Source organism: Ahrensia marina, assembly GCF_001293565.1.
GTDB classification, from domain to species: Bacteria; Pseudomonadota; Alphaproteobacteria; order Rhizobiales; family Rhizobiaceae; genus Ahrensia; species Ahrensia marina.
The window spans coordinates 66777-89077 of the sequence record NZ_JXMU01000016.1 but is presented as its reverse complement, the minus strand read 5'-3'; the positions used below and the strand labels follow the sequence as shown (position 1 = coordinate 89077).

Genomic DNA, 22301 nt, shown 5'->3' with positions numbered 1-22301 from the left:
GTTAGCTCAGCACGACATTGGCGGCTGATTCAGCAAGTTCCTCGCCAAAGCAACGCTGGTAGAATTCGGCCACAAGTGTGCGCTCCAGATCGTCACATTTGTTCAGGAATGTAAGGCGGAAGGCCATGCCGATATCATTGAAGATCGCAGCGTTTTCAGACCATGTAATAACGGTCCTTGGTGACATCACTGTTGAAAGATCGCCCGCGATAAAGGCGTTGCGTGTCAAATCGGCAAGGCGGACCATGGCGTTGACAGTCTCACGACCTTTTTCATTGCGGTATTGCGGCGCTTTGGACAGGATGATTTCCACTTCCTGATCATGCGGCAGATAGTTCAGTGTTGTCACAATCGACCAGCGGTCCATTTGCGCCTGGTTGATCTGCTGTGTGCCGTGATAAAGACCAGTTGTGTCACCAAGGCCAACCGTATTGGCTGTGGCAAACAGTCGGAATGCCGGATGGGGCTGGATCACGCGGCTCTGATCAAGCAATGTCAAACGACCCGATGATTCAAGCACACGCTGAATGACAAACATCACATCAGGGCGACCGGCATCATATTCATCAAATACAAGCGCGACATTGTTCTGGTAGGCCCATGGCAAGATGCCGTCTTTGAATTCGGTAACCTGTTTGCCGTCCTGCAGAACGATTGCATCTTTACCCACAAGGTCGATACGTGAAACGTGGCTATCCAAATTGATACGCACACATGGCCAGTTCAGCCGCGCCGCAACCTGCTCGATATGGGTTGATTTACCCGTGCCGTGATAGCCTGAAACCATAACGCGACGGTTGTGCGCAAAGCCGGCCAGAATGGCGAGCGTCGTTGGCTTGTCAAAAACATAACCCTCATCGATTTCCGGCACATAATTATTGGCCGTTTTGTAGGCAGGCACTTCCAGATCGACGTCAATGCCGAAAGTTTTGCGCACATCAACCATTGTGTCTGGCATATTCGCGATATCGAGATCGATCTTATTCATAATGTCTCCTTGATGCGCTATTTGCGCGATCATCGTCCTTTAATTTATGCAGTATCAGGCCATGCCTGCTGATTTAAGAATTTTGTGCGCCTGAATGACTTCACGGAAAATCTCTTCAGATGTGCGGTCACCGCCATTGGCGTCGGGGTGGTGTTTTTTCACAAGCTCTTTGTATTTCGCTTTAATCTCATCAGATGTCGCTGTTTGCTCAAGACCAAGTGTACGAATCGCCTTTGCTTCAAGCGGTTTCAGGCGACGCACCGGTTTCGCGTTCACAACATTATCCCAAGCGGCAGGATTGCGCATACGCATCGCTTTGGCCGAACCGGATTTCATGTCTGCAAAAATCGGTGCAGAGCGTTTCGCCTCGGAATTGGCTGTGCCCATCTTCCAGGTCGGGCGGTCACCGGTCTGGGAGTTTTTCTGGAACTTGGCAATGTCGTCGTCCGACAGGCCGGAAAAATAATTGTAGTTTTTGTTATATTCACGAACGTGCTCGGTGCAGAACCACAGGTACTCGCCCTCACGGTCTCTGCCTGCCGGAGCTTTATGCGCACCGGGTTTCTCACAACCTGCCCACTGGCATTTGTTGCGTGCCGCTTCTTCGGCTTTCTTTTTCTTGCCACCCGGATTGATACGGATGCTATCGAAGTATTTTGATCGTTGGGTCATATTACCGATGTGGGACGTGACGTCCGCTAAACAAGGATTGACAGCTTTGCCACCAACACAATAGGCACAGATTCATGTGCATTTGGCGACGCACCGGTTTAGCTGGACATGGGCGGCGTTGCAAGGCTGGAAAGGCAATGAAATGGGTTCAATTGAAAAACAGATAAGGGACACCTTGTCTCAAGCGCTTGATCCGGTGCGTATGGAAGTCATCAATGAAAGCCATCTGCATGCGGGGCACGCAGGCGGAACACCCGATGGATCGGGTGAAACGCATATGCGTGTCAGAATTATTTCGGCAAAGTTTGACGGTGTTGGGCGTGTCCAAAGACACCGTATGATCAATGAATTGCTCAAGCCTGTTCTCGATGAAGGCTTGCACGCATTGGCCCTAGAGCCTGCTGCAACTACAGATAAAGTGCGCTGGTAGAAATATCAGCGCTCAAGCAAATCTACGCTGGAATTGCTGTAAGCTTATTTGATGCGCAGTTTTTCAATGCGGTTTTTGACTTTTTTCAAAACAAGAAACCGCTTGCCGTAAAATGTGAAAGCTTGTTTTTCCATCGGTATGAGTTTTGCTTCATGAATAACTAGGCCGGCGATGGTGGTTGCCTCATCGTCAGGCAATTCCCAGCCCAAAGCGCGGTTCAGGTCACGAATCGGTACGGAGCCATCGACTAGAACCGAACCGTCTGCCTCATTTTTTACGCCGGTAACTTCAACATCGTGTTCGTCGGCAATCTCGCCGACAATCTCTTCAATGATGTCTTCCAGTGTGACAAGACCTTCAAGCTCGCCATATTCATCAACGACAATGGCCACGTGGGCTTTGCGGCGCAGAAATGCATTAAGTTGATCGTGCAGCATCGTTGTATCGGGAACAAACCATGGCTTGTTTGCGATCTTCATAATGTCAATTTTGCCGGGGTCATTATCAACCGTGTGCAAAGCGCGCAGCATGTCTTTTGCATGAACAATGCCAACGATATTATCGGTTTCACCGCGCCAGACAGGCAGGCGTGTATATTGGCTTTCCAGAATTTGCTTCACAATCATTTCCGACGGATCATCGGCATTGACCATTTCGATATTGGTGCGGTGGATCATCACATCGGCCACATCAAGCTCGTTCAAATCAAGCAAACCGCCCAAACGCGCCCGATCTTCCTTGTCAACCGAGCCTTCCTCATGCAGCACTTCCACTGCACCGCGCAGTTCATCATGGCCGGAAAGAATGGATTCATTATCGTCAAACCGAACGCCAAAGGTCGCCAAAATATAACGCACGGTTTGATCAACCGCATAGGCAAGTGGTGAGACTACCATGACAAAAACACGGATAACCGGCTGAACGGTCAAGGCGAATTTGTCTGTTTTTGAAATGGCCAAATATTTCGGCATCACTTCAGCAAAAATAACAAGAAGAACCGTCATGACGACGGTCGCATAAACAACGCCTGTTTCGCCAAAAACACTCAAAAATAATGTGGTTGCGAGCGCCGAGGACAGAACATTGATCATATTGTTGCCAATCAACAGGGCACCAATAAGCCGTTCCTTGTTTTCGGTTAATTTGTTGACGCCTTCGCCGCGCGCGTCACCCTGATTGGCAAGCTGTTTCATGCGTCCGCGCGAAACAGCGGTAAGTGCTGTTTCGGAACCGGAAAAAAAAGCGGACATAACAATCAAAACGATGATCGCTAATGTTGTAATCCAAATTTCCATCTAGCTCTCCAAAGCTTCCGTCAAAAAGGCGTGCACTTCTGCTGCCGGTACATTTTTTGCAATATAGGCCTGACCAATGCCATGTGTCAGAATAAAATTGAGATTGCCGCGTGAAACTTTTTTATCCTGCGCGATAAAGTCCATAATCTGATTAGCGCTTTTAACATGGTTGCGCAGGCCGGACATATCTGTCGGCAATCCGACTTTTTCCAGATAAGTTTTGACGCGCTGCGTATCATCAGGGGACGACTGGTTCATACGCGCTGAAAAGGCATGGGCAAGAACCATACCGATTGCGACACCTTCGCCATGAACCAGCACGTCAGACTGGTATTTGGTAATGCCTTCCAGTGCATGGCCAAATGTATGCCCAAGATTGAGTAAGGCGCGCTCGCCGGATTCCCGTTCATCGCGCGCAACAATGGCTGCCTTTGCACGGCATGAAGTTGCAACCGCATGGATGCGCTCTTTGCCGCCTTTTTTAATCCCGTCCCAGTTCTGCTCAAGCCAATTGTAGAAACCGGCATCATTGATGAGGCCGTATTTGATGACTTCCGCAAAACCGGCACGGAACTCGCGCTCAGACAGGGTATCGAGAACGGTTGTGTCCGCAAGCACAAGCCGGGGCTGGTAAAATGCGCCGACAAGATTTTTACCTTGCGGTGAATTGATGCCTGTTTTGCCGCCGACCGAACTGTCCACCTGTGCCAGCAGGGATGTTGGAATTTGTATGAAGTTCATGCCGCGCCGGACGGACGCCGCCGCAAAGCCTGCCAAATCACCAATAACGCCGCCGCCAAACGCAATGACCGCATCTCCCCGCTCAAGGCGCATTTCGATAATGGCTTCGATAACAGTTTGAAGGTGCGCGTAGCTTTTGGTTGCTTCTCCGGCGGGAAGAATAATGGGCGCGGCTTCAATGCCTTCGGCTTTGAGATTTTCCAACAAAGCTTCCAAGTGGATCGCGGCGACATTTTCGTCGGTGACGATTGCGCATTTGGCATCAGGCAGAACCGATTTGATATGTTTGCCGGCACCCAAGAGTACATGTTCGCCAATGAGAATATCATAGGAGCGGTCGGCAAGCTCGACCTTTACCTTTTCCGTCAAATTCCTGTCAGTCATGCCGGTTGGTCTTTCCGTGTGTGTTGGGACAGATGATCGTCCAACGCGTTAATGACGTTGCGGGCCATTTCATCTTTTGTCAGATCTTCGGAGGCGACTTCAATATTGGCTTTGGCATAGACCGGGTAACGCTTTTCCATAAGATCAAGCATGACTGCCCGTGGATTGGGGTTTTTCAGTAACGGTCTTGTCGTTTTTTTACTCACGCGAACCATCAGCAGATCGATATCTGCTGACAGCCACAACGATATGCCATTTTCATGAATAATATCGCGGGTTGCCTCGCTCATAAAAGCGCCGCCACCGGTGGCCAGAACCTGCGGCCCGCTTTCCAAAATACGCTTGATGACACTGGCCTCAAGGCGGCGGAATTCAGGCTCACCATAAGCTTCAAAAATTTCAGCCACGGGCATCTTTGCCGCCGCTTCAATTTCTGTATCAGCATCGACGAAAGGTAATTTCAAAGCCAGCGCAAGCTTCTTGCCTATGGCAGATTTTCCTGCCCCCATCAGACCGACAAGCGCGATGGTTTGATCCCCGATTAGATGACGCACATTGGCCGCGCGTTTTTTAGTTGCCGTATCCATGAAACTGTCTTTCGCTCTGGACCCGCTTAGCGCACAAATTTGTCGCTACTGTCAAGAATGTCGGTGCTCTTGTGGGCAGTTGGCGGTTGATTTGTGCCGGAAAAGCCGCTTATGAAGCATGATAGTTAGTTGGGTGGTGTGATATGCCGAGTTTAATTCGGTTTTTAATGACAATCGGACTTATTTGCGGTGCTATTTATGGCGCGATGTTTGCGCTTGTCATGTATGTGGAACCCACCAAGCGGGAAATGACCGAGCGCGTACCAACCGATAAAATAAACCCTGTACGGCAAGAGGTTCAGCCTGCCGCCTCCGATTCCATTGACGAAAATGCCTCTCAATGATGTCCTTCGCAGATCAGTAAGATTTTGAAGCTATAATTTCCTTATGATTGATGCCTTTCTAGAAATGATGAGCGCCGAGCGCGGCGCTGCTGCCAATACACTATCATCTTACAGACGTGATCTGGACGATGCGGATCAATATTTGCGCAGCCATGGTAAAACGGTACTTGCCAAAGCCGTTCAAAGCCAGATTGCGGACTATATCGGTTCACTGGAAGCAGCAGGGTTTGCCGCGTCCAGTCAGGCGAGGCGGCTTTCTGCATTGAAGCAATATTATTTGTTTCTGTATTCGGAAGGCGTACGCGCGGATGATCCGACCGCGACAATTGCATCGCCCAAAAAGGCGCGCATATTGCCAAAAACTATGAGCGAAGACGATGTTTCGCGGTTGCTGGAGCAGGCCGAGCGCGAAGCGCAGGCGCCGCACCGGTCGAAAAAACTAAAAGCCCGCGCTGTTCGCAATCATGCTTTGCTTGAAATGCTGTATGCAACAGGATTGCGTGTCAGTGAACTTGTCGGCTTGCCTGTCTCTCTGATGCGCCGTCATGAACCGTTCTTTATTGTGAAAGGCAAGGGCAACAAGGAACGTATGGTTCCGATGTCGCAAAAGGCGATGGATGCTGTCAATTTTCACTTGGAAATTCGCGATCAAAATGAAAAGGCGGACCAGTGCAAATGGTTGTTTCCGGCCGATAATTTCGAGCAGGCCTTGGCGCGGCAGGTGTTTGCGCGGGATTTAAAAGCTATCGGCGCACGCTGCGGTTTATCGCCGAGCCAATTGTCTCCACATGTTTTGCGCCATGCATTTGCAACACATCTTTTGCAAAATGGTGCGGATTTGCGCGTTGTGCAGCAATTATTGGGACATTCGGATATATCCACGACGCAAATTTATACCCATGTGCTTGATGAGCGGCTTCATGCATTGGTCACAGAGCACCATCCTTTGGCACAAATTTAAGTGCATCAGATTTGCAAAGCTTGACATTGCGGCTTGAAACCGCCACCTCACGCTGCAAGAGTAAGCGTGAAAATGGCAGAGTTCTATGACCAGCTATCTGGAATTTGAAAAACCTATCGCGGACCTTGAGGGTCAGATCCTTGAGCTCAAGAAAATATCCGCAAAAGAAGAAGGCGCCGTTGATACCGCCGACGAAATTGCACGGCTTGAAAAGCGCTCTCAAGACGCTCTCGTCGATATTTACCGTAAGTTGACGCCTTGGCAAAAAGCGCAGGTGGCCCGGCATCCGGCCCGCCCGCACGGCCTCCATTATATCGAGGCGCTGTTTACAGATTTCACGCCGCTTGCCGGTGACCGGAATTTCGGTGAAGATCATGCCATTGTGACCGGGTTTGCCCGCTTCCAAGGCCAGCCTGTTGCTGTGATCGCGCAGGAAAAAGGGTCTGATACAAAAACACGTCTGAAGCATAATTTTGGCATGGCGCGGCCGGAAGGTTACCGCAAAGCAGTGCGCATTATGGAACTGGCCAACCGGTTTGGTCTTCCGGTCATCACACTTGTTGACACATCGGGCGCATATCCGGGCATCGGCGCAGAAGAACGCGGACAGGCCGAGGCGATTGCGCGCTCAACCGAGAAGTGTCTCAATCTTGATGTGCCTGTTATCTCCATCGTTATCGGCGAAGGTGGTTCCGGCGGTGCGATTGCTATTGCAACCGCGAACAAGGTTTTCATGCTGGAACATGCGATCTATTCTGTGATTTCACCTGAAGCGGGCGCATCAATTCTCTGGCGCGATTCAGCGCGCGCAAAAGATGTGGCAACCGCCATGAAAATCACAGCGCAGGATCTGCTTCAGTTTAAGGTTATCGATGGCATTATTGATGAGCCTTTAGGCGGTGCGCATCGTGATGTGGATGCGGTGATGGTTGAGGCAGAAAAATGTATTGCCGAGGCTCTGAAAGAATTTGAAGGCAAGGACGGAGCCGAGATCAAGCGCCAGCGCCGTGAAAAGTTTTTGGCAATCGGGCGTAATCTATAATCAGCTTTCAAAGGTTTTATCATCCTGATTTACGCCAAAGGCTGCCGGAAGATCATGATCGAAAATTGTGACCAGTATAATGGCTGAAATTTATGATTTGCGCGGTCTGAATTGCCCGCTGCCTGTTTTAAAAACCCAGAAACGCATGCGGGATATGTCTGCCGGTGACGAATTGTGGATCGAAACGAACGATCCGCTTGCTGTAATTGATATTCCCAATTTCGTGCGCGAGCGTGGCCATACTCTGATCACATCGGAAGCCGTTGAAGGCGGGCATCGCTTTCTGCTCAAGAAGGGCGCTGGGTCGGCACCGGCACAGTAAAGCCAGGTCTTAAACCAAAACGCTCGCGGTCTCCGCTTTCCAACAAAGTGGGTCTGACCGGCTTTTCGCTAGGAATCGGATAAGCCTCTACAAACTGGCCATTGAGCATCACCGCTGATTTTGAGACGCCATCCGCTCCGCCAAGTCCGGAAGACAGCGCTTTGGGCGCGCGCGTTAAGGCCTTGATTTCAGGCGTGTTAAAGGTGATGTAGCCCTCAATTTGCCGCCCGTCCCAGCGTGTTGCCCGTGCTTCTTCGGTGCAGATGGCAGAGCGCATATTCGCCATTTGTGTGGAAGCATTTGCAGGGCGCGGCAAATCAAGCAATGTCGGTGCTGACATATTGGCGTTGGCAAAGCCTTTTTCCAGCAGTCTTACGGCCTCTTCGGCCCGTGTTTTCTGGGAAGCGGCGCCCAAAACGACAGCGATCATGGTCAGGCCGTTGCGTGTTGCCGATGACACAAGATTGAAGCCCGATGCACAGACAAAGCCTGTTTTCATACCGTCCGCCCCGTCATAACGCCCGAGCAGCAGATTATAGGTAGAGGTTATCTTGCCAGCGATGCTGATTGCTTCGGCTGCAAAAATAGGATCATAGGCTGGAAAATCACGCCGTATCGCTGTTGCCAAAATGCCCAGATCGCGCGCGGTTGTATATTGGTTTTCGTCATGCAAACCGTTGGGATTTGTGAAATTCGTATCGGTCATACCGAGGCGTTTGGCCTCTGCGTTCATGCGCGCAACGAACTCTTTTTCTGTTCCTGAAACCGCTTCGCCAAGTGCAACGGCAACGTCATTGGCGGATTTGATGATGAGCATTTCAAGCGCATTTTCGACCGTCATGATGGAGCCGACTTTATAACCCATCCGGCTTGGCGGATTGTTGGCCGCATTATTGGATATACGCACCGGCGATGAAGGTGTCAGGTTACCGGCTGCGATTTCTCTGAACGTCACATAAGCCGTCATCAATTTGGTCAATGAAGCCGGGCTCCAGCGGTCAAAAGCCTGATTGGCTTCAAGTACGCGGCCTGATTTCATTTCGATTAATATTGATGGCCCTGCAAATGCTGTATGTACGGAAATTATGGCCGCAAAGATTAGCGATATGGTCAGCCATATTGGTTTTATCGTGCGGGCCATGAGTTCTCCTACTATATGTATTTGTTTAATGGAGGCTGCTTGCGGTTTCAAACAATTAAGGGGTGGTTTTGCGGATTAACTGCTTGATGTGGCAGCTTTGCCGCGCCATCTATAGGGCATCAAATTCACTTAAGTTGAGGCGACATAATGGCAGTTTTAAATCGGGCAGCGGAAATGCAGCAGGAAGTTGCGGAGTGGCGCCGTCATTTGCACCAAAACCCGGAGTTGATGTTTGATGTCCACGAAACTGCGGCATTTGTAGAAGCAAAACTGCGCGAGTTCGGCTGTGATGAAGTCGTCACCGGCCTTGGGCGCACTGGCGTTTGTGCCGTTATTAAAGGCAATCGCGGCGACGGCGAAACATTGGGGCTTCGTTCGGATATGGATGCCCTGCCGATCATTGAGGCGACCGGCAAGCCCTATGCTTCCAAAACACAAGGCAAAATGCACGCATGCGGGCATGACGGACATACGGCCATGCTGCTTGGCGCTGCGCAATATTTAAGCGAAACGCGCAATTTTGCCGGATCGATTGTTGTGATTTTCCAACCGGCGGAAGAAGGCGGCGGTGGGGGCAACGAAATGGTCAAGGACGGCATGATGGAACGGTTTGGCATCGACCGAGTGTACGGGATGCATAACATGCCCAACGTTCCGGTGGGCGAATTTACAATTCGCAAAGGCGGGTTTTTTGCCGCAACTGACGAGTTTAACATCACGCTGAAAGGCAAGGGCGGCCACGCTGCTATGCCGCATAGTACGATTGACCCGATTGTGGCGGGCGCGGCGCTGATCCAGTCGCTACAAAGCATTGCTTCACGCAATGTGGACCCGCTTGAGGCTATCGTGGTTTCGGTTACAAAATTCCACGCCGGTGATGCCCACAATGTTATCCCGAATGAATCAAAGCTTGGCGGAACAATCCGGACACTTGACGGCGATATTCGTGAATATGGTGAAAAGCGCTTACGGGAAATCACGCAATCTGTCGCCGATGCCTATGGCTGCGAAGTCCAATTGGAGTTTCGCCGCGGATATCCGGTCACGGTCAACCATGACATAGAAACCGAGATTGCAACGCAGGCTGCAAGCGCCGTAGTCGGTGCTGGCAATATCGATATCAATACGCCTCCTTTAATGGGGGGAGAAGATTTCTCCTATATGCTGGAAGCGCGGCCCGGTGCGATGATCCTTATCGGTAACGGCGAGAGCGCTGGTCTGCACCACCCCAAATATGATTTTAATGACGAAATCATACCGTATGGCATCAGCTATTGGGCGCAGATCGCAGAGCAAAACCCCGCCCGTTGATCGGCGGGCAGTTTTCGCATATCAGCGTTGCGGGGTCCCGTAGCTCAGTTGGATAGAGCATCAGATTCCTAATCTGAGGGTCGCAGGTTCAATTCCTGCCGGGATCACCATTATGGCATTCTGTTCGTCTGATTCAGATATGATGCAGTTTCCAACACTGCCGAAACCAAACAGTCGCCCTATTTCTTCCAAAGTGCCTGCATAGTTTGATCATTCTTCATATGCCGGTTTGGGTTTAAGCGTCAGCGGCATTATATTCGCCAAGGCTCGGCGCGCCGCGATTGGACGTCAGCGTTTTGCCGTTGATGCGGATTGGGCCAGTCGTCTCAAAATCACGGCCGCCGATCTTTACAATCTGCAAGGCGCCACGGTTTCACCCTCTGCGCAATTCACCATCTGTTTCAACATTCGAAAACTTCAACGTAGTGCACGATATTGCTGGCTGCGATCATTCGCTTGGCGGCGAGGTAGCAATGGCACAAGTTCAATCTATAGACTGCGGTCAATTCAACCCGGACCTGTCAAATGGGGCTTTTCATATGTGCGGGCGATGACTATTATGCTTGTCGATAATCGAACACTGAATGACTATCGATACCTCGAACATGGCGTATTCTATGCTATCTTAGCATTTTTGTCATCGCTGTATATTTCGGACTGCTTCGCGCCAGCTATCCGCGTATGAAATTAAGTGATTGCTCTGAGTGCAATCAATTTCTCGATCGCATTTTGCGCTGTTAAGTTTAGCGATCTCACTATCATCAGCGCTGAGCATAGCTGCACCAATGCTTGTACCTGTTGCACTTGTGGATGCGGCTATAACGGGTCTTTGAGTGGCTGCCGATAACATATCGAGAAATGGATGATTCCGCGAAAATGGACCTTCAACGACTATTGGTCCTTGCGCCCCGATCAGGTTCAGACAAACCGATGTCATCATCGCCAGATAAAATGAAACAGCTGCGTAGCGCGCACCATCAGTAGGCTCATCGCCCTGCCATTTTTGTGCATAGCCTTGAAACGGGCCGGACCGATTCTCTGCCGCGGGCAGCAGGCAGATTTTCTTTTCTAACACGGTGGCAATGTTGGCATCGCTGCAATCAGCAGTATTGCCTTGCAACAATAGGTCATATTCGCGACCACCCATAAAGCGTGCAGATGGGACGGCATCGCCAAAGGCACTCACATTAACCAGAGTGTCACGTGCTGGATCGGGCTTAATGTTGTTGCCTTCAATTGCCATGCAGATGACCCATGTACCCGATGACACTACACTGAACGGGCCTTTGCGTTGGCGTAAATTCGGATAAAGTGAAGCATTGGAATCATGGATGCCACAATAAACAGGAACATCGACAGGTATGCCTGTTTCATCGGTAATTCTCGGCGTGATCGTTCCCAAAATATCGTTGGCTTCGCGTATAGGCGCTAAAAGCTTGTTCCAGCCGGTCAGGGTGCAAAGCGAAGATAATTTGTTTTCCCATGGGTTCCATAAATCCGTGTGGCACCCAAGTGACGTGACTTCTGTTGCCAGAACACCTGTTAGCCGAAATGCCCAATATTGCGGATAAGTGACGATTGATTGGACTTGCGAAAATTCCTTAGAAAATAATTTTTGTTGCCAAAATAATTGTGCGCCAAGATTAAGGCCGAACGGCAATTCTGGCGATCCGGTTTCTGCAAAGTTGGGGCGTATTTTTTTGTAGCTGGATTTGATTGCATCAGGCCCATCATGCTCATAATCAAGCATCGGTAATGCAAGCTCACCGTCATGATCAAGTAATACTGCCGATGCACCATGGGTTGTAATTGAAATCGCTGATATGGGGTTTGTTTCGTTGAGCGCTCGCAGCGATTGAACAATAAATTTCCATAAGCCTTCTATATCAAAATGCGGATAGGGCGCTTTATTTAAAATGCTGTTGGGTGTGGTGCGTACCGCGATTTCAGACCAATTTTCTTTGTCAACGATCGCGACCTTTGCATTGGTTTTTCCGATGTCGATAACGGCGATAAATTGCGTCATCACTTAATCCATATGGAAGACGTTGAGGAGTGGTGTTGCCACCGGGGAATGATCCGCGTTCGTTTCCATAATATCAGCCATGTACGCCCACCATTTTTGCATGACCGGATGGGAAGGCAGATCATCCATTGTGTGATTGTCCGTGCGCCATAAGACCGCGAATAGAACAGATGTTTCAGCATCTAGGTGGATTGAATAATCTGATATACCTGCTTCCTTCAAAAGCGTATGAAGTTCCGGCCAAATTTCATCATGACGCTTTTTATATTCAGCTTCACAGCCGGCTTTAAGCTGCATTTTGAACGCGACTTTTTCCATCATGCTTTGCGCCTTGCGCGAGAGGCGCGTGCCATCGACCAAAGGCGCGGCAAGGCAATTACTGCAATAAGCAGCAAGCCGATGAAAATCGACATCACAATGCCTGGTACATTCAAAAGGCCAAAGCCAAAGGTCACCATACCCATTATCAATGCGGCAAGAACTACGCCTGGAATAGTGCCTGAACCACCCAGAATATTGACGCCGCCAAGCACGACCATTGTTACGATTTCAAGCTCCCACCCAAAGGCGATAGAGGGTCGCGTTGAACCAAGGCGGGAAGTCAGACATACCGCAGCGACACCTGACATGAGTCCGGTTAAAAGAAATAAAATGAACTTGATGCGCTCGACGCGAATGCCGGAGAACTTTGCACCAATCGGATTGTTGCCGATCGCATAAACCGCGCGTCCCAGATTCGTTTTGTGCAAAATTACTGCATAAATAAGGGCAAAAATAACAAATAGAACAAGCTCAAACGAGATCACCCACCAGACATAGCCTTGGCCGAAAAATGCGAAATCAGAAGGGTATCCCGTATAGGCTTTGTCACCGAGCACAATATAGGAAATACCTCTGAAAAGGCTCATCGTGCCGATGGTCACAACGATCGAGGGCAAGCCCAACCGTGTGACAAGCACACCATTAAACGCACCGCATAAAACACCAACGGTAAGTCCGGTCGCAACCAGAATAGGTGTGCCGAACCCTGCCTGCATCATAAAGCCCATGGCGGTTGAAGCCAGCGCAACAATAGCCGCCACCGACAGGTCAATTTCGCCGGATACAATCAGCATCGCCATGGCAAATGCGATCATGGCTTTTTCCGTGAAGTTGAATGTCGCGTCAGACAGGTTCCACGGATTCAGGAAATAGGGCGATGAAAGCGCGTTTACAACAAACACCATCACCGCGATGATAACGAGCAGTGTTTCCCAGCTTTTAAGCGTTCTTTGGCCATGTGTTGTTAGACGGTCGGGAATGTTTCGTGCGGTAAAATCATTGCTCATTATGCATGCTCCGCTTTCTTTAGAATAATCCGGCCTTTTTTGCGCTCGGATCTGGCGTTGACCGCGACCGCAATAATGATTGCCGAACCTGAAATCGCCAATTGCCAGAATGGAGAAATATCAACAACGGGTAGTGCGTTTTTGATAATGCCAAGGAATAAAGCGCCAAGTACCGCACCGCCGATTGTACCGATGCCGCCTGCAATGGATATGCCGCCAATGACGCAGGCCGCGACGACTTCCAACTCAAACCCGCCAGCAATATCGACATAGGCAACCGCATAGCGCGATACCCACAAATAGCCGCAGACGCCGGAAATTGCACCGGCAATCACAAACGCCATAAAGCGGGTGAAGCCGACATTGATGCCCGTGTAAACGGCAGCATGCGGATTGCCGCCAACTGCATAAAAGGCGCGCCCCAGAGGTGTACGCACGACCAGCAAATAGAACAGAATGATCGAGGCGACAGCCATCCATGAAAGAACAGGCTGGCCGAGCAATTCATAGCGTGGAAACGCCTTGAATGAGGCGCTCATTTCATGCGCGTTGATCCATGCGCCATCAGAAATGAGAAAAATAATGCCGCGGTAAACCGTCAATGTACCAAGCGTGACCACAATTGGCGGAATGTCGACTTTCCAAACCAGAATGCCGTTAATCGCACCCAGAAATGCGCCAAGTGACATCGCAACAAGCAGAAGAACAGGGACAGGAAGGCCGGGTGCTGCCACATTGATAAGGCCGACAACCATGCCTGTGAGTGCAAGGTTTGATGCTACGGAAAGATCAATGCAGCGTGTTAAAATGACAACCATCTGGCCAAGCGCCAACATGATGAGAATGGATGTGTCTTGAAACACGCTGGCCATATTTCTAGGGGCGATGAACCCAGAAAAGCGTGACGAAATTAGGCCAAGCAGAATTAATATTGCCAGTACAAGCAGTGCTTCACGTGATTTGATAAATTGCTTTATCATACAGCTTTCTCCTTGATGCCGGCAGCAGCCCGTACCAGCCTATCGGCGGTCATTTCACTGCGTTTAAATTCACCTGCCATGCGGCCTTCGCGCATGACGATTGCGCGGTCGGCCATGCCCAAAATTTCGGGTAGTTCTGACGACACCATGATGATCGCCAGGCCGTTGGCCGCAAGCTCACCCATAAATTCATGGACTGCGGCCTTTGAGCCAATATCAATACCTTTGGTCGGTTCATCAACAACGATAACTCGCGGCTTAGTTGCCAGCCATTTGGCAATGACCACCTTTTGCTGGTTGCCGCCCGACAGTTCGCCAATGTCCTGATCAAGCGATGCGGCACGCAAATCCAGTCGCGCAGTATATTCACGCGCAAGCTTGAACTCTTCGGCCAGTTTGAGAAAACCTTGCTGCGATGTTTTGTGCAGCGAGGGCAAAGTAACATTTTGAAAAATTGGCAATCCAATAATTGCGCCCTGTTTGCCGCGATCTTCGGGCACATAAACAATGCCGCGGCCAATCGCTTCTGCCGGAGAGCGAACGATCGCGATGTCACCTGCGATTTTTATCGCTCCTTTTGACGGCTTGGTGATCCCGAAAAGTGCCTGCATCAGTTCACTGCGCCCAGCACCAACAAGACCGTAAAAACCTAGAATTTCGCCTTGTCGTAATTCGAAATTTATATCGTCAAATTCGGTCGGATGGCTGTAACCGCTAACGGTCAGTACAGGCTCGCCAATCGTGACATCTTTTTTGGGGTAAATCTGATCGACCGAGCGGCCCACCATCATCGTGACCAAATCATCCTCACTGACATCCTCAATCAGGCCTTCGCCCGCCATTTGGCCATCACGAAAAACTGTGTAGCGGTCGGCAATGCGGAAAATTTCATCGAACTTGTGGCTGATAAATAAAATGGCTTTGCCATCTGCTTTAAGTTTTTCAACCAACTCGTAAAGTTCTGCAATTTCTTTATGGGATAGCGCAGCAGTTGGCTCATCCATGATAACCACTTGCGCATCAACAGATAGCGCGCGCGATATGGCAACCATATGTTTGCTGGCGATTCCAAGATCGCGTAAGCGCGTTACGGGGTTAATGTCAGCGCCGACTTGTTTGAGAATGGCGCGTGCGTTCTCATTCATCTTTGCGCGGTCAATCAGACCAAATCGTCCTCGTGGCGCATGGCCGATAAAAATATTTTCCGCAACCGAAAGATCATCAAACAATACTGTTTCTTGGTGGATCGCAGTAACACCTGCGGCAGAGGCTGCGTGAGCATTTGCAAATTGTGTTTTTTGCCCGGCTACCTCAATCGTGCCGCCGTTCGGCTGATAGATACCGGTAAGAATTTTAACAATCGTGGATTTGCCTGCACCGTTCTCGCCGACAAGGGCGGTTACCTGACCTGGATAAAGATCAAGCGAAACATCCGATAAGGCTTTTACACCTGGAAACTCTTTCGAAATACCGCGCAATGAAAGCGCAGCTTCGGCAGTTTTTGGTGTGGTTGTATCCGATGCGAGCATTCTATCGGGCCTTTACAGAAAGGAAAACGGGCGGCGCCTTGAACGCCGCCCGTCATTAAAAATGATTAGAAAATGTCTTTGAAGTCAGCGACATTTGACGCGTCATAAACAAAAGGATCAGCCATCGCGCCTTCCGTGTTTTCATCAAGTGTCACAGAGCCCATGCGCCCCATCGGGATTTCCGCTCCTGCCTCGGCTGACGCTTTATCAGTCGCAAGATTGTAGGCAATCATCGTTGCCGAATAGCCAAGATCAATCGGGTTCCAAATAGCAAATGATTTTGATGCGCCACTATCAACATGTCCCGCCATCTCAGATGGAAGTCCAAGGCCTGTCACATTGATTTCGCCAGCCTTGCCGGCATCGGTAACTGCTTGTGCCGCTGCAACGATACCTACAGATGTTGGCGCGATGATTGCTTTCAAATCAGGGTAAGATTTCATCAGGCCCTGTGCTTCTGTGTATGACTTGTCTGCTTTGTCGTCGCCATAAACGGTCGCAACAACATTGATGCCGGGATAGTTGCCCATCACCTTGTTCATTTCCTCAATCCAGGTGTTCTGGTTTGTGGACGTTGTTGTTGCAGATAGTACGGCCACATCGCCGCCATCCGGTAGATTGTCAGCAGCAAGCTTGATAATCATGTTGCCAATGAGCGGATTTGATGATGGGTTAAGGTGCATCTGACGGCCCTCTTTGGCAACGCCCGAGTCCCACGAAATAACAGTGATGCCACGGTCCATTGCTTTTTTGAGCGTTGGCACCAAAGCGTCCGTGTCGTTTGCCGATACAGCAATTGCGTCAACATTCTGGGCGATAAGTGAATTGATTACCTCGATTTGGCCTTCCGCTGTTGTATCGGTCGGGCCTGTGTAGATAATTTCCACATCGCCAAGCTCTTCGGCTGCTTCTTCAGCGCCTTTTGCTGCGGCTTCAAAAAAGCCAATGCCGAGCGCTTTGACAACAAGCGCAATGCGTTTGGTTTCTTGAGCTTGAGCTGGTGAAATCATGAGGGTTGCTGCGACAGCGGCTGTCGTCAGTAGTTTTTTAAGAATGCGCATAGGTTCCTCCCTGGTTTATGCATTCGGATAAATTCATCCGGCAGCTTTCGCTGCGGTTGAAGTGGCTTCACTTCTCGCGGAATTTGCGATGATGAGATCGATGCCAGCCGCCTCCAATATGCTGGCGGATTTGTCATCAATTCCGTCGTCCGTGATAATTTTTGTAATCCGCTCAAGCGGACACAAGATGAGGCTGGAGCGTTTTTTAAATTTCGAAGAATCGGCCAGAACGATCAGTTCATCTGCCTGATTGATCAGTTTTTGTTCGGCCTGAATAAGCAGAGGGTCTGCTTCCATAAGACCAAGCGGCCCAAGCCCTTGTGCACCCATAAACATGCGCTTTGCATAAAAATTGCGTGTCACATCATTGTCGAAGGGGCTCAAAATAATGTTCTGCTCGCGGTAGATAACGCCACCTGAAACAACGACCGTGTTCTTGGAGTGTTTGAGCAAGTGTTCAGCAATGGGAAATGAGTTGGTAAAAACCTGCAAACGGCGCAAGGCTAGCGGATGCACCATTTGGAATGTCGTTGTACCGCCATTGATTATGACTGGATCGCCGTCCTCGCAAAGCTCTGCGGCTTTTAGTGCAATGGCACGTTTTTGCGCGGTGTTGATTGTTTCGTTAACGCTGAAAGTGCGTCCTGCTAAACCGACAAATTGCGGAGGGCTGATAGATTCAGCACCGCCGCGAACGCGCCGCAGTTTTTTTTGCACATGCAACGTTGCTATGTCGCGCCTGATTGTCGCCTCGGACGACTCGGTCAACTCTACCATTTCTTGGACGGTGACGACCGGTTTTTCCTGTACGGCTGACAGTATAATTCTGTGGCGTTCACTTTCGTGCATTGCTGGCCTCCCGCATAAAACATCACATTGAAACATGCCATTGTCAATCACAAACAATCAATAATAGTCATATTGCGCCGCACAATGACAAGTTTTGATTGTTTGTGATTGACAACGGGGTGCGTTTGGACAATTTTGGCAAAAACAAAGGTCCGACGGACTCATGGGAGGAAATTATGCTCGACACCAAAAATTCTGCAGGCGTACAGTCTGCAAGGCTGGAAAACAAATGGGATGATGAGCGCGCCAAAGGCATGAGTGAGCCGGAGCTTTTGCTTTATCGCTCCAACCTTTTGGGTTCTGACAAGCGGATCACCAACTATGGCGGCGGCAATACGTCGGCCAAAGTGATGGAGAAGGATCTGCTGTCCGGAAACATGGTTGAAGTACTGTGGGTCAAAGGTTCGGGCGGCGATGTGGGTTCGATCAAAATGGACGGTTTTTCCACACTCTACATGGATAAGCTTCGGGCGCTGAAGAACATTTACCGCGGTCTTGAGTTTGAAGACGAGATGGTTGGTTATCTGCCGCACTGTACTTTCAACCTTAATCCGCGTGCGGCCTCTATCGACACACCGCTTCATGCTTATGTGCCGAAAAAGCATGTCGATCACATGCACCCTGATGCGATTATCGCAATCGCTGCGGCCAAAAACTCGAAAGAGCTGACACGGGAGATTTTCGGCGACAGTATCGGCTGGTTGCCGTGGAAGCGGCCTGGCTTTGAGCTTGGTTTATGGCTGGAAAAATTCTGTATTGAAAATCCTGATGCCAAGGGCGTTGTTTTGGAAAGCCATGGTCTTTTTACGTGGGATGATGATGCTAAAAAATGCTATGAGCTGACGTTGGAGATCATTCAAAAGGCAATGGATTGGTTTGTAGCAAAAACCGAAGGGCAGGCGGCCTTTGGTGGTGCAAAGCATGTAAGTCTTAATGCTGCTGATCGCCGCAATGTTGCTTCACGGTTGATGCCTGCCATTCGGGGTATGGTGTCGGCGCAACAGCATATGGTCGGTCATTTCGATGACAGCGATGCGGTGCTGGAATTTGTCAATGCGAATAATATGGAAGCACTGGCAAAGCTTGGCACGTCATGCCCTGATCATTTCCTGCGCACGAAAATCAGACCGCTTGTTGTGGATTTTGATCCAGCCAATCCAAATGCCGATGCAACGCTTGAAGGTCTTGCGGATGCGATTGCTGCTTACCGCGAAGATTATGCGGCCTATTACAATCGCTGCAAGCATGATGATAGTCCGCCCATGCGCGATCCGAATGCGGTTGTTTATCTGGTGCCGGGTGTCGGCATGATTACCTTTGCCAAAGACAAGGCGACAGCGCGTATTTCCGGCGAGTTTTATATCAATGCAATCAATGTGATGCGCGGTTCTTCGGCTGTGTCAGAGTATTGCGGCCTGCCGGAGCAGGAAGCCTTCGATATTGAATATTGGTTGCTTGAAGAAGCCAAGTTGCAGCGCATGCCAAAGCCAAAATCCATGGCGGGACGTGTTGCGCTGGTGACAGGTGGCGCAGGAGGTATCGGGTCTGCAACGGCTGAACGCTATCTGTCAGAGGGCGCATGTGTTGTGCTGGCCGATATTGATGAAGTGGCACTGAAAGCATCAAGCGATAATTTAAGCGGACGTTACAGCGGTGATGTTGTGCGCACGGTAATGATGAATGTCACTGACGAGGCTGCGGTTATTTCTGCTTTTACTGATATGTCGGTTGAATATGGCGGCGTCGATATTCTGGTATCCAATGCGGGTATCGCCAGCTCTGCGCCTGTGGAGGAAACCACATTGGCGCTTTGGAACAAAAATATGGATATTCTGTCGACTGGATATTTCCTTGTGTCGCGTGAAGCGTTTAAGATTTTGCGGGTGCAGGATATGGGTGGTTCGATCGTATTTGTTGCTTCCAAAAACGGGCTTGCTGCTTCGCCCAATGCGTCTGCTTATTGCACGGCAAAGGCCGCCGAAATTCACTTGGCGCGCTGCCTTGCACTGGAAGGTGCGGAGGCCGGTATTCGGGTCAATGTTGTAAACCCTGACGCGGTGCTTAAAGGTTCTAAAATATGGTCCGGCGAATGGCTTGATCAGCGCGCATCCACCTATCAAACAGATAAGGACGGACTAGAGGATATGTACCGCCAGCGCTCAATGCTCAAACGGTCTGTCTTGCCGGAGGATATTGCGGAGGCGGCGTATTTTCTTGCTTCGGAAGCCTCCGCCAAGTCGACGGGAAATATTATCAATGTCGATGCCGGAAACGTGCAGGCGTTCACACGCTAAACTGGTTGGGGAGGACCGACTATGTCTGAATACAAGAACGCGGTAGATGCTTTTGCGGCATGGGATGTGGATACGGAAGCAGCGTTGGCGCGCCTCAAATCCATACCAATTTCGATGCATTGCTGGCAGGGTGACGATGTTGTTGGCTTTGAGAAAAAGTCGGGCAGTTCTGGCGGCGGTATTCAGGCAACGGGCAATCATCCTGGACGTGCGCGCACACCGGATGAACTGCGCGCCGACCTAGAATTCTCCTATTCCATGATACCGGGCAATCACCGGCTTAACTTACATGCGATGTATCTGGACAGCGACGAAACGCCTGACCGCGATGCTATCGAATACAAGCATTTTGAAACATGGGTGGAGTGGGCAAAGACGCAAAATATCGGGCTTGATTTCAACCCGACTTTTTTTGCCCATGCAAAGGCCGACGATAATTTGACATTGTCGCATCCCGATCAGAGTATCCGCGATTTCTGGATCGAGCACGGTAAGCGTTCACGCGATATTGCCGCACAGATTGGCCGCGAGATGGGGTCGGCTTGCGTCAATAATATTTGGGTGCCGGATGGCTATAAAGACACTCCTGTTGATCGGTTAGCTGCACGCAAGCGGCTTGAGGCTTCGCTTGATGCGATGACAGAACCTAGCCACGATAAGGCACATTTGCTTGATGCGGTTGAAAGCAAACTATTTGGTATTGGCGTTGAGGCATGCACTGTTGGAAGTCATGAATTTTACCTTGGTTATGCAATACGCAAGCAAATGTTGCTTTGCCTTGATATGGGGCATTTTCACCCAACCGAGAATATTGCCGACAAACTAAGTGCGGTCTCATTATCGCTTGACCGTATTTTGCTTCATGTTTCGCGCCCGATGCGTTGGGATAGTGACCATGTCATCTTGCTCAATGATGATATCTTGGCTGTAGCACAGGAGCTTGTCAGTGCCGATATGCTGGAGCGTACATCTATTGGCCTTGATTTTTTTGATGCCACGATTAGCCGCACGGCGGCATGGGTTATCGGGACACGCAATATGCAAAAAGCGCTTTTGCGTGCATTGCTGCAACCACTGAAACAATTAAAAAAAGCTGAAGCTGGGCTCGATTTTACATCCCGTCTCATGATCACCGAAGAGATGAAAGATTTGCCATATGGTGCGGTTTGGTCAGAATTTTGCAACCGCATGGATGTTCCAAATGGGTTGCAATTGATTCGTGATCTTGACGCATATCAGGCTTCTGTGACCGAGCGTGGAATGTGATTTCCGGTCGTCAAATGTGCGCAAGTAATCAGTAACCCATAGATTTTGAGCGCTAAACTTTTTTCTCTATTTGGCCGTTATCAAGATTTTTTGGGCAGTTAGAGACTTTGATTCATCAAACCACCTGATAAGAAAATGGTCAGTCGCGATGGCCCGATCATTCTCGGCTGCATTTCGTTTGAAAGTTTGGCTCAAGTGAGACAAGCAGGTGGAACAAACTGTTATACCCTCATGAGCAACCCTTTCAGTGTAATGGGCTTTATGGGCAATGGTGGACGTCTCGCTAGGCTCCACCAAATCTTCCAATTTCAATGTTAGGCTAGGCAAAATCAAATGTGCCACGCAAGTGGAGCATACTATGGATTTATAATCGAATTTAAGTAGGTCACGGCAAGGAACTCCTGTACCAGATAGTCTTTTGACAGTGTTAAGCAAATGAGAATATGACGGGATGAGATGTTATTTTTGCTTCCTATACTGATCGCGGTACTTGTCTGGCTTGCCGCCTTGAAAGTTGCGCAAAGAAAGCGGTTTGTCAGGGCGGCCGAATTTCTGAGCAGATTAGAAGCCGGAGAAACGGTCAGTGATGCTAATGCCGCTTCAAGCTTACTGTTCACGAGGCATTGTCCGGATGATCTGAGAAGTCTGGCGACAGAACGGGCAAACCGAGAGGCTGCAATAAACTATAACGGCAAACAGATGCCTTTGATTGAGTTTGCATTATCAAAAGGCTTTGAGGGGTAAAATAGT

24 protein-coding genes and 1 tRNA gene are annotated in these 22301 nt (G+C 49.9%); 11 read left to right on the top strand and 14 right to left on the bottom strand.

The genetic code is table 11. The features are described 5' to 3' along the window. Nucleotide 1: 1 nt before the first annotated feature. Nucleotides 2–988 (bottom strand): cobaltochelatase subunit CobS, encoded by a 987-nt coding sequence (gene cobS, locus SU32_RS11715; protein WP_053999554.1) that lies wholly within the window; start codon nucleotides 986–988, stop codon nucleotides 2–4. Between the two features lie 54 nt (nucleotides 989–1042). Then, entirely contained in the window at nucleotides 1043–1660 is a 618-nt protein-coding gene (locus SU32_RS11710) for a J domain-containing protein (RefSeq protein ID WP_053999553.1), read from the bottom strand. A 142-nt stretch (nucleotides 1661–1802) separates the two neighbouring features. On the opposite strand from SU32_RS11710, the gene SU32_RS11705 reads away from it, so the two are divergent. Next, entirely contained in the window at nucleotides 1803–2090 is a 288-nt protein-coding gene (locus tag SU32_RS11705; protein WP_053999576.1) for a BolA family protein, read from the top strand. A gap of 44 nt (nucleotides 2091–2134) precedes the next feature. On the opposite strand, the gene SU32_RS11700 is transcribed toward SU32_RS11705, so the two are convergent. From SU32_RS11700 to SU32_RS11690, 3 genes are read right to left on the bottom strand one after another with little or no spacing between them, the layout of a single operon-like run. Further along, nucleotides 2135–3385, bottom strand: coding sequence for an HlyC/CorC family transporter (locus SU32_RS11700; RefSeq protein ID WP_053999552.1), 1251 nt, complete (start codon nucleotides 3383–3385; stop codon nucleotides 2135–2137). Next, a complete protein-coding gene (gene aroB / locus SU32_RS11695) occupies nucleotides 3386–4510 on the bottom strand; it encodes a 3-dehydroquinate synthase (RefSeq protein WP_053999551.1) in 1125 nt (374 codons plus the stop codon). Continuing rightward, on the bottom strand, nucleotides 4507–5097 hold the full coding sequence (locus SU32_RS11690; RefSeq protein WP_053999550.1) for a shikimate kinase: 591 nt from the start codon (nucleotides 5095–5097) through the stop codon (nucleotides 4507–4509). Before SU32_RS11690 ends, aroB begins: the two co-directional genes overlap by 4 nt. Before the next feature lie 143 nt (nucleotides 5098–5240). Between SU32_RS11690 and SU32_RS11685 the strand changes: the two genes are divergently transcribed. The 4 genes from SU32_RS11685 (at nucleotide 5241) to SU32_RS11670 (ending at nucleotide 7766) form a co-directional block, all read left to right on the top strand. Then, complete coding sequence (locus SU32_RS11685; protein ID WP_053999549.1) at nucleotides 5241–5441, top strand: hypothetical protein; 201 nt, start codon at nucleotides 5241–5243, stop codon at nucleotides 5439–5441. A gap of 43 nt (nucleotides 5442–5484) precedes the next feature. Next, on the top strand, nucleotides 5485–6402 hold the full coding sequence (gene xerD, locus SU32_RS11680) for a site-specific tyrosine recombinase XerD (RefSeq protein ID WP_053999548.1): 918 nt from the start codon (nucleotides 5485–5487) through the stop codon (nucleotides 6400–6402). Nucleotides 6403–6487: 85 nt separating this feature from the next. After that, nucleotides 6488–7444 carry an acetyl-CoA carboxylase carboxyltransferase subunit alpha gene (locus SU32_RS11675; RefSeq protein WP_053999547.1) on the top strand — a complete coding sequence of 319 codons (957 nt, stop codon included), beginning with the start codon at nucleotides 6488–6490 and terminating at the stop codon, nucleotides 7442–7444. A 79-nt stretch (nucleotides 7445–7523) separates the two neighbouring features. Beyond that, nucleotides 7524–7766 carry a sulfurtransferase TusA family protein gene (locus SU32_RS11670; protein ID WP_053999546.1) on the top strand — a complete coding sequence of 81 codons (243 nt, stop codon included), beginning with the start codon at nucleotides 7524–7526 and terminating at the stop codon, nucleotides 7764–7766. Here the strand turns inward: SU32_RS11670 and SU32_RS11665 are convergent. Beyond that, nucleotides 7732–8907, bottom strand: coding sequence for a D-alanyl-D-alanine carboxypeptidase family protein (locus SU32_RS11665; RefSeq protein ID WP_053999545.1), 1176 nt, complete (start codon nucleotides 8905–8907; stop codon nucleotides 7732–7734). The genes SU32_RS11670 and SU32_RS11665 overlap by 35 nt on opposite strands. Nucleotides 8908–9054: 147 nt before the next feature. Here SU32_RS11665 and SU32_RS11660 point away from each other — a divergent pair, with 147 nt between their 5' ends. Beyond that, nucleotides 9055–10218, top strand: a complete 1164-nt coding sequence (locus SU32_RS11660) for a M20 aminoacylase family protein (RefSeq protein WP_053999544.1) — start codon at nucleotides 9055–9057, stop codon at nucleotides 10216–10218. A gap of 33 nt (nucleotides 10219–10251) precedes the next feature. Beyond that, nucleotides 10252–10328: transfer RNA gene (locus SU32_RS11655), tRNA-Arg, on the top strand. Between the two features lie 125 nt (nucleotides 10329–10453). Here SU32_RS11655 and SU32_RS17585 read toward each other — a convergent pair. After that, nucleotides 10454–10579, bottom strand: coding sequence for a hypothetical protein (locus SU32_RS17585; RefSeq protein ID WP_281175885.1), 126 nt, complete (start codon nucleotides 10577–10579; stop codon nucleotides 10454–10456). A gap of 180 nt (nucleotides 10580–10759) precedes the next feature. Here SU32_RS17585 and SU32_RS17660 point away from each other — a divergent pair, with 180 nt between their 5' ends. Further along, nucleotides 10760–10903 (top strand): DUF475 domain-containing protein, encoded by a 144-nt coding sequence (locus SU32_RS17660; RefSeq protein ID WP_425394276.1) that lies wholly within the window; start codon nucleotides 10760–10762, stop codon nucleotides 10901–10903. On the opposite strand, the gene SU32_RS11650 is transcribed toward SU32_RS17660, so the two are convergent. From SU32_RS11650 to SU32_RS11620, 7 genes are all read right to left on the bottom strand, one after another. Continuing rightward, nucleotides 10856–12247: an FGGY-family carbohydrate kinase gene (locus SU32_RS11650; protein WP_144421116.1), complete on the bottom strand. Its 1392-nt coding sequence runs from the start codon at nucleotides 12245–12247 to the stop codon at nucleotides 10856–10858. The two genes, SU32_RS17660 and SU32_RS11650, sit on opposite strands and share 48 nt — an antisense overlap. Continuing rightward, nucleotides 12248–12562, bottom strand: a complete 315-nt coding sequence (gene rhaM, locus SU32_RS11645) for an L-rhamnose mutarotase (protein ID WP_144421117.1) — start codon at nucleotides 12560–12562, stop codon at nucleotides 12248–12250. It lies immediately after the preceding gene. Beyond that, entirely contained in the window at nucleotides 12562–13572 is a 1011-nt protein-coding gene (locus tag SU32_RS11640) for an ABC transporter permease (RefSeq protein WP_053999541.1), read from the bottom strand. Before SU32_RS11640 ends, rhaM begins: the two co-directional genes overlap by 1 nt. After that, complete coding sequence (locus SU32_RS11635) at nucleotides 13572–14552, bottom strand: ABC transporter permease (RefSeq protein ID WP_144421115.1); 981 nt, start codon at nucleotides 14550–14552, stop codon at nucleotides 13572–13574. The genes SU32_RS11640 and SU32_RS11635 overlap by 1 nt, the downstream gene beginning before the upstream one ends. Then, entirely contained in the window at nucleotides 14549–16081 is a 1533-nt protein-coding gene (locus SU32_RS11630) for a sugar ABC transporter ATP-binding protein (RefSeq protein WP_053999540.1), read from the bottom strand. The genes SU32_RS11635 and SU32_RS11630 overlap by 4 nt, the downstream gene beginning before the upstream one ends. Before the next feature lie 65 nt (nucleotides 16082–16146). After that, complete coding sequence (gene rhaS / locus SU32_RS11625; RefSeq protein ID WP_053999539.1) at nucleotides 16147–17142, bottom strand: rhamnose ABC transporter substrate-binding protein; 996 nt, start codon at nucleotides 17140–17142, stop codon at nucleotides 16147–16149. A gap of 33 nt (nucleotides 17143–17175) precedes the next feature. Continuing rightward, complete coding sequence (locus SU32_RS11620) at nucleotides 17176–17991, bottom strand: DeoR/GlpR family DNA-binding transcription regulator (protein ID WP_053999538.1); 816 nt, start codon at nucleotides 17989–17991, stop codon at nucleotides 17176–17178. A 176-nt stretch (nucleotides 17992–18167) separates the two neighbouring features. Here SU32_RS11620 and SU32_RS11615 point away from each other — a divergent pair, with 176 nt between their 5' ends. The 3 genes from SU32_RS11615 to SU32_RS11605 all read left to right on the top strand — a co-directional run bounded on the left by SU32_RS11615 (nucleotide 18168) and on the right by SU32_RS11605 (nucleotide 22295). Then, nucleotides 18168–20285, top strand: coding sequence for a bifunctional rhamnulose-1-phosphate aldolase/short-chain dehydrogenase (locus SU32_RS11615; protein WP_053999574.1), 2118 nt, complete (start codon nucleotides 18168–18170; stop codon nucleotides 20283–20285). 21 nt (nucleotides 20286–20306) lie between these two features. Then, a complete protein-coding gene (locus tag SU32_RS11610) occupies nucleotides 20307–21551 on the top strand; it encodes an L-rhamnose isomerase (RefSeq protein WP_053999537.1) in 1245 nt (414 codons plus the stop codon). A 465-nt stretch (nucleotides 21552–22016) separates the two neighbouring features. Continuing rightward, on the top strand, nucleotides 22017–22295 hold the full coding sequence (locus SU32_RS11605) for a hypothetical protein (protein WP_211097757.1): 279 nt from the start codon (nucleotides 22017–22019) through the stop codon (nucleotides 22293–22295). Nucleotides 22296–22301: the final 6 nt, after the last annotated feature.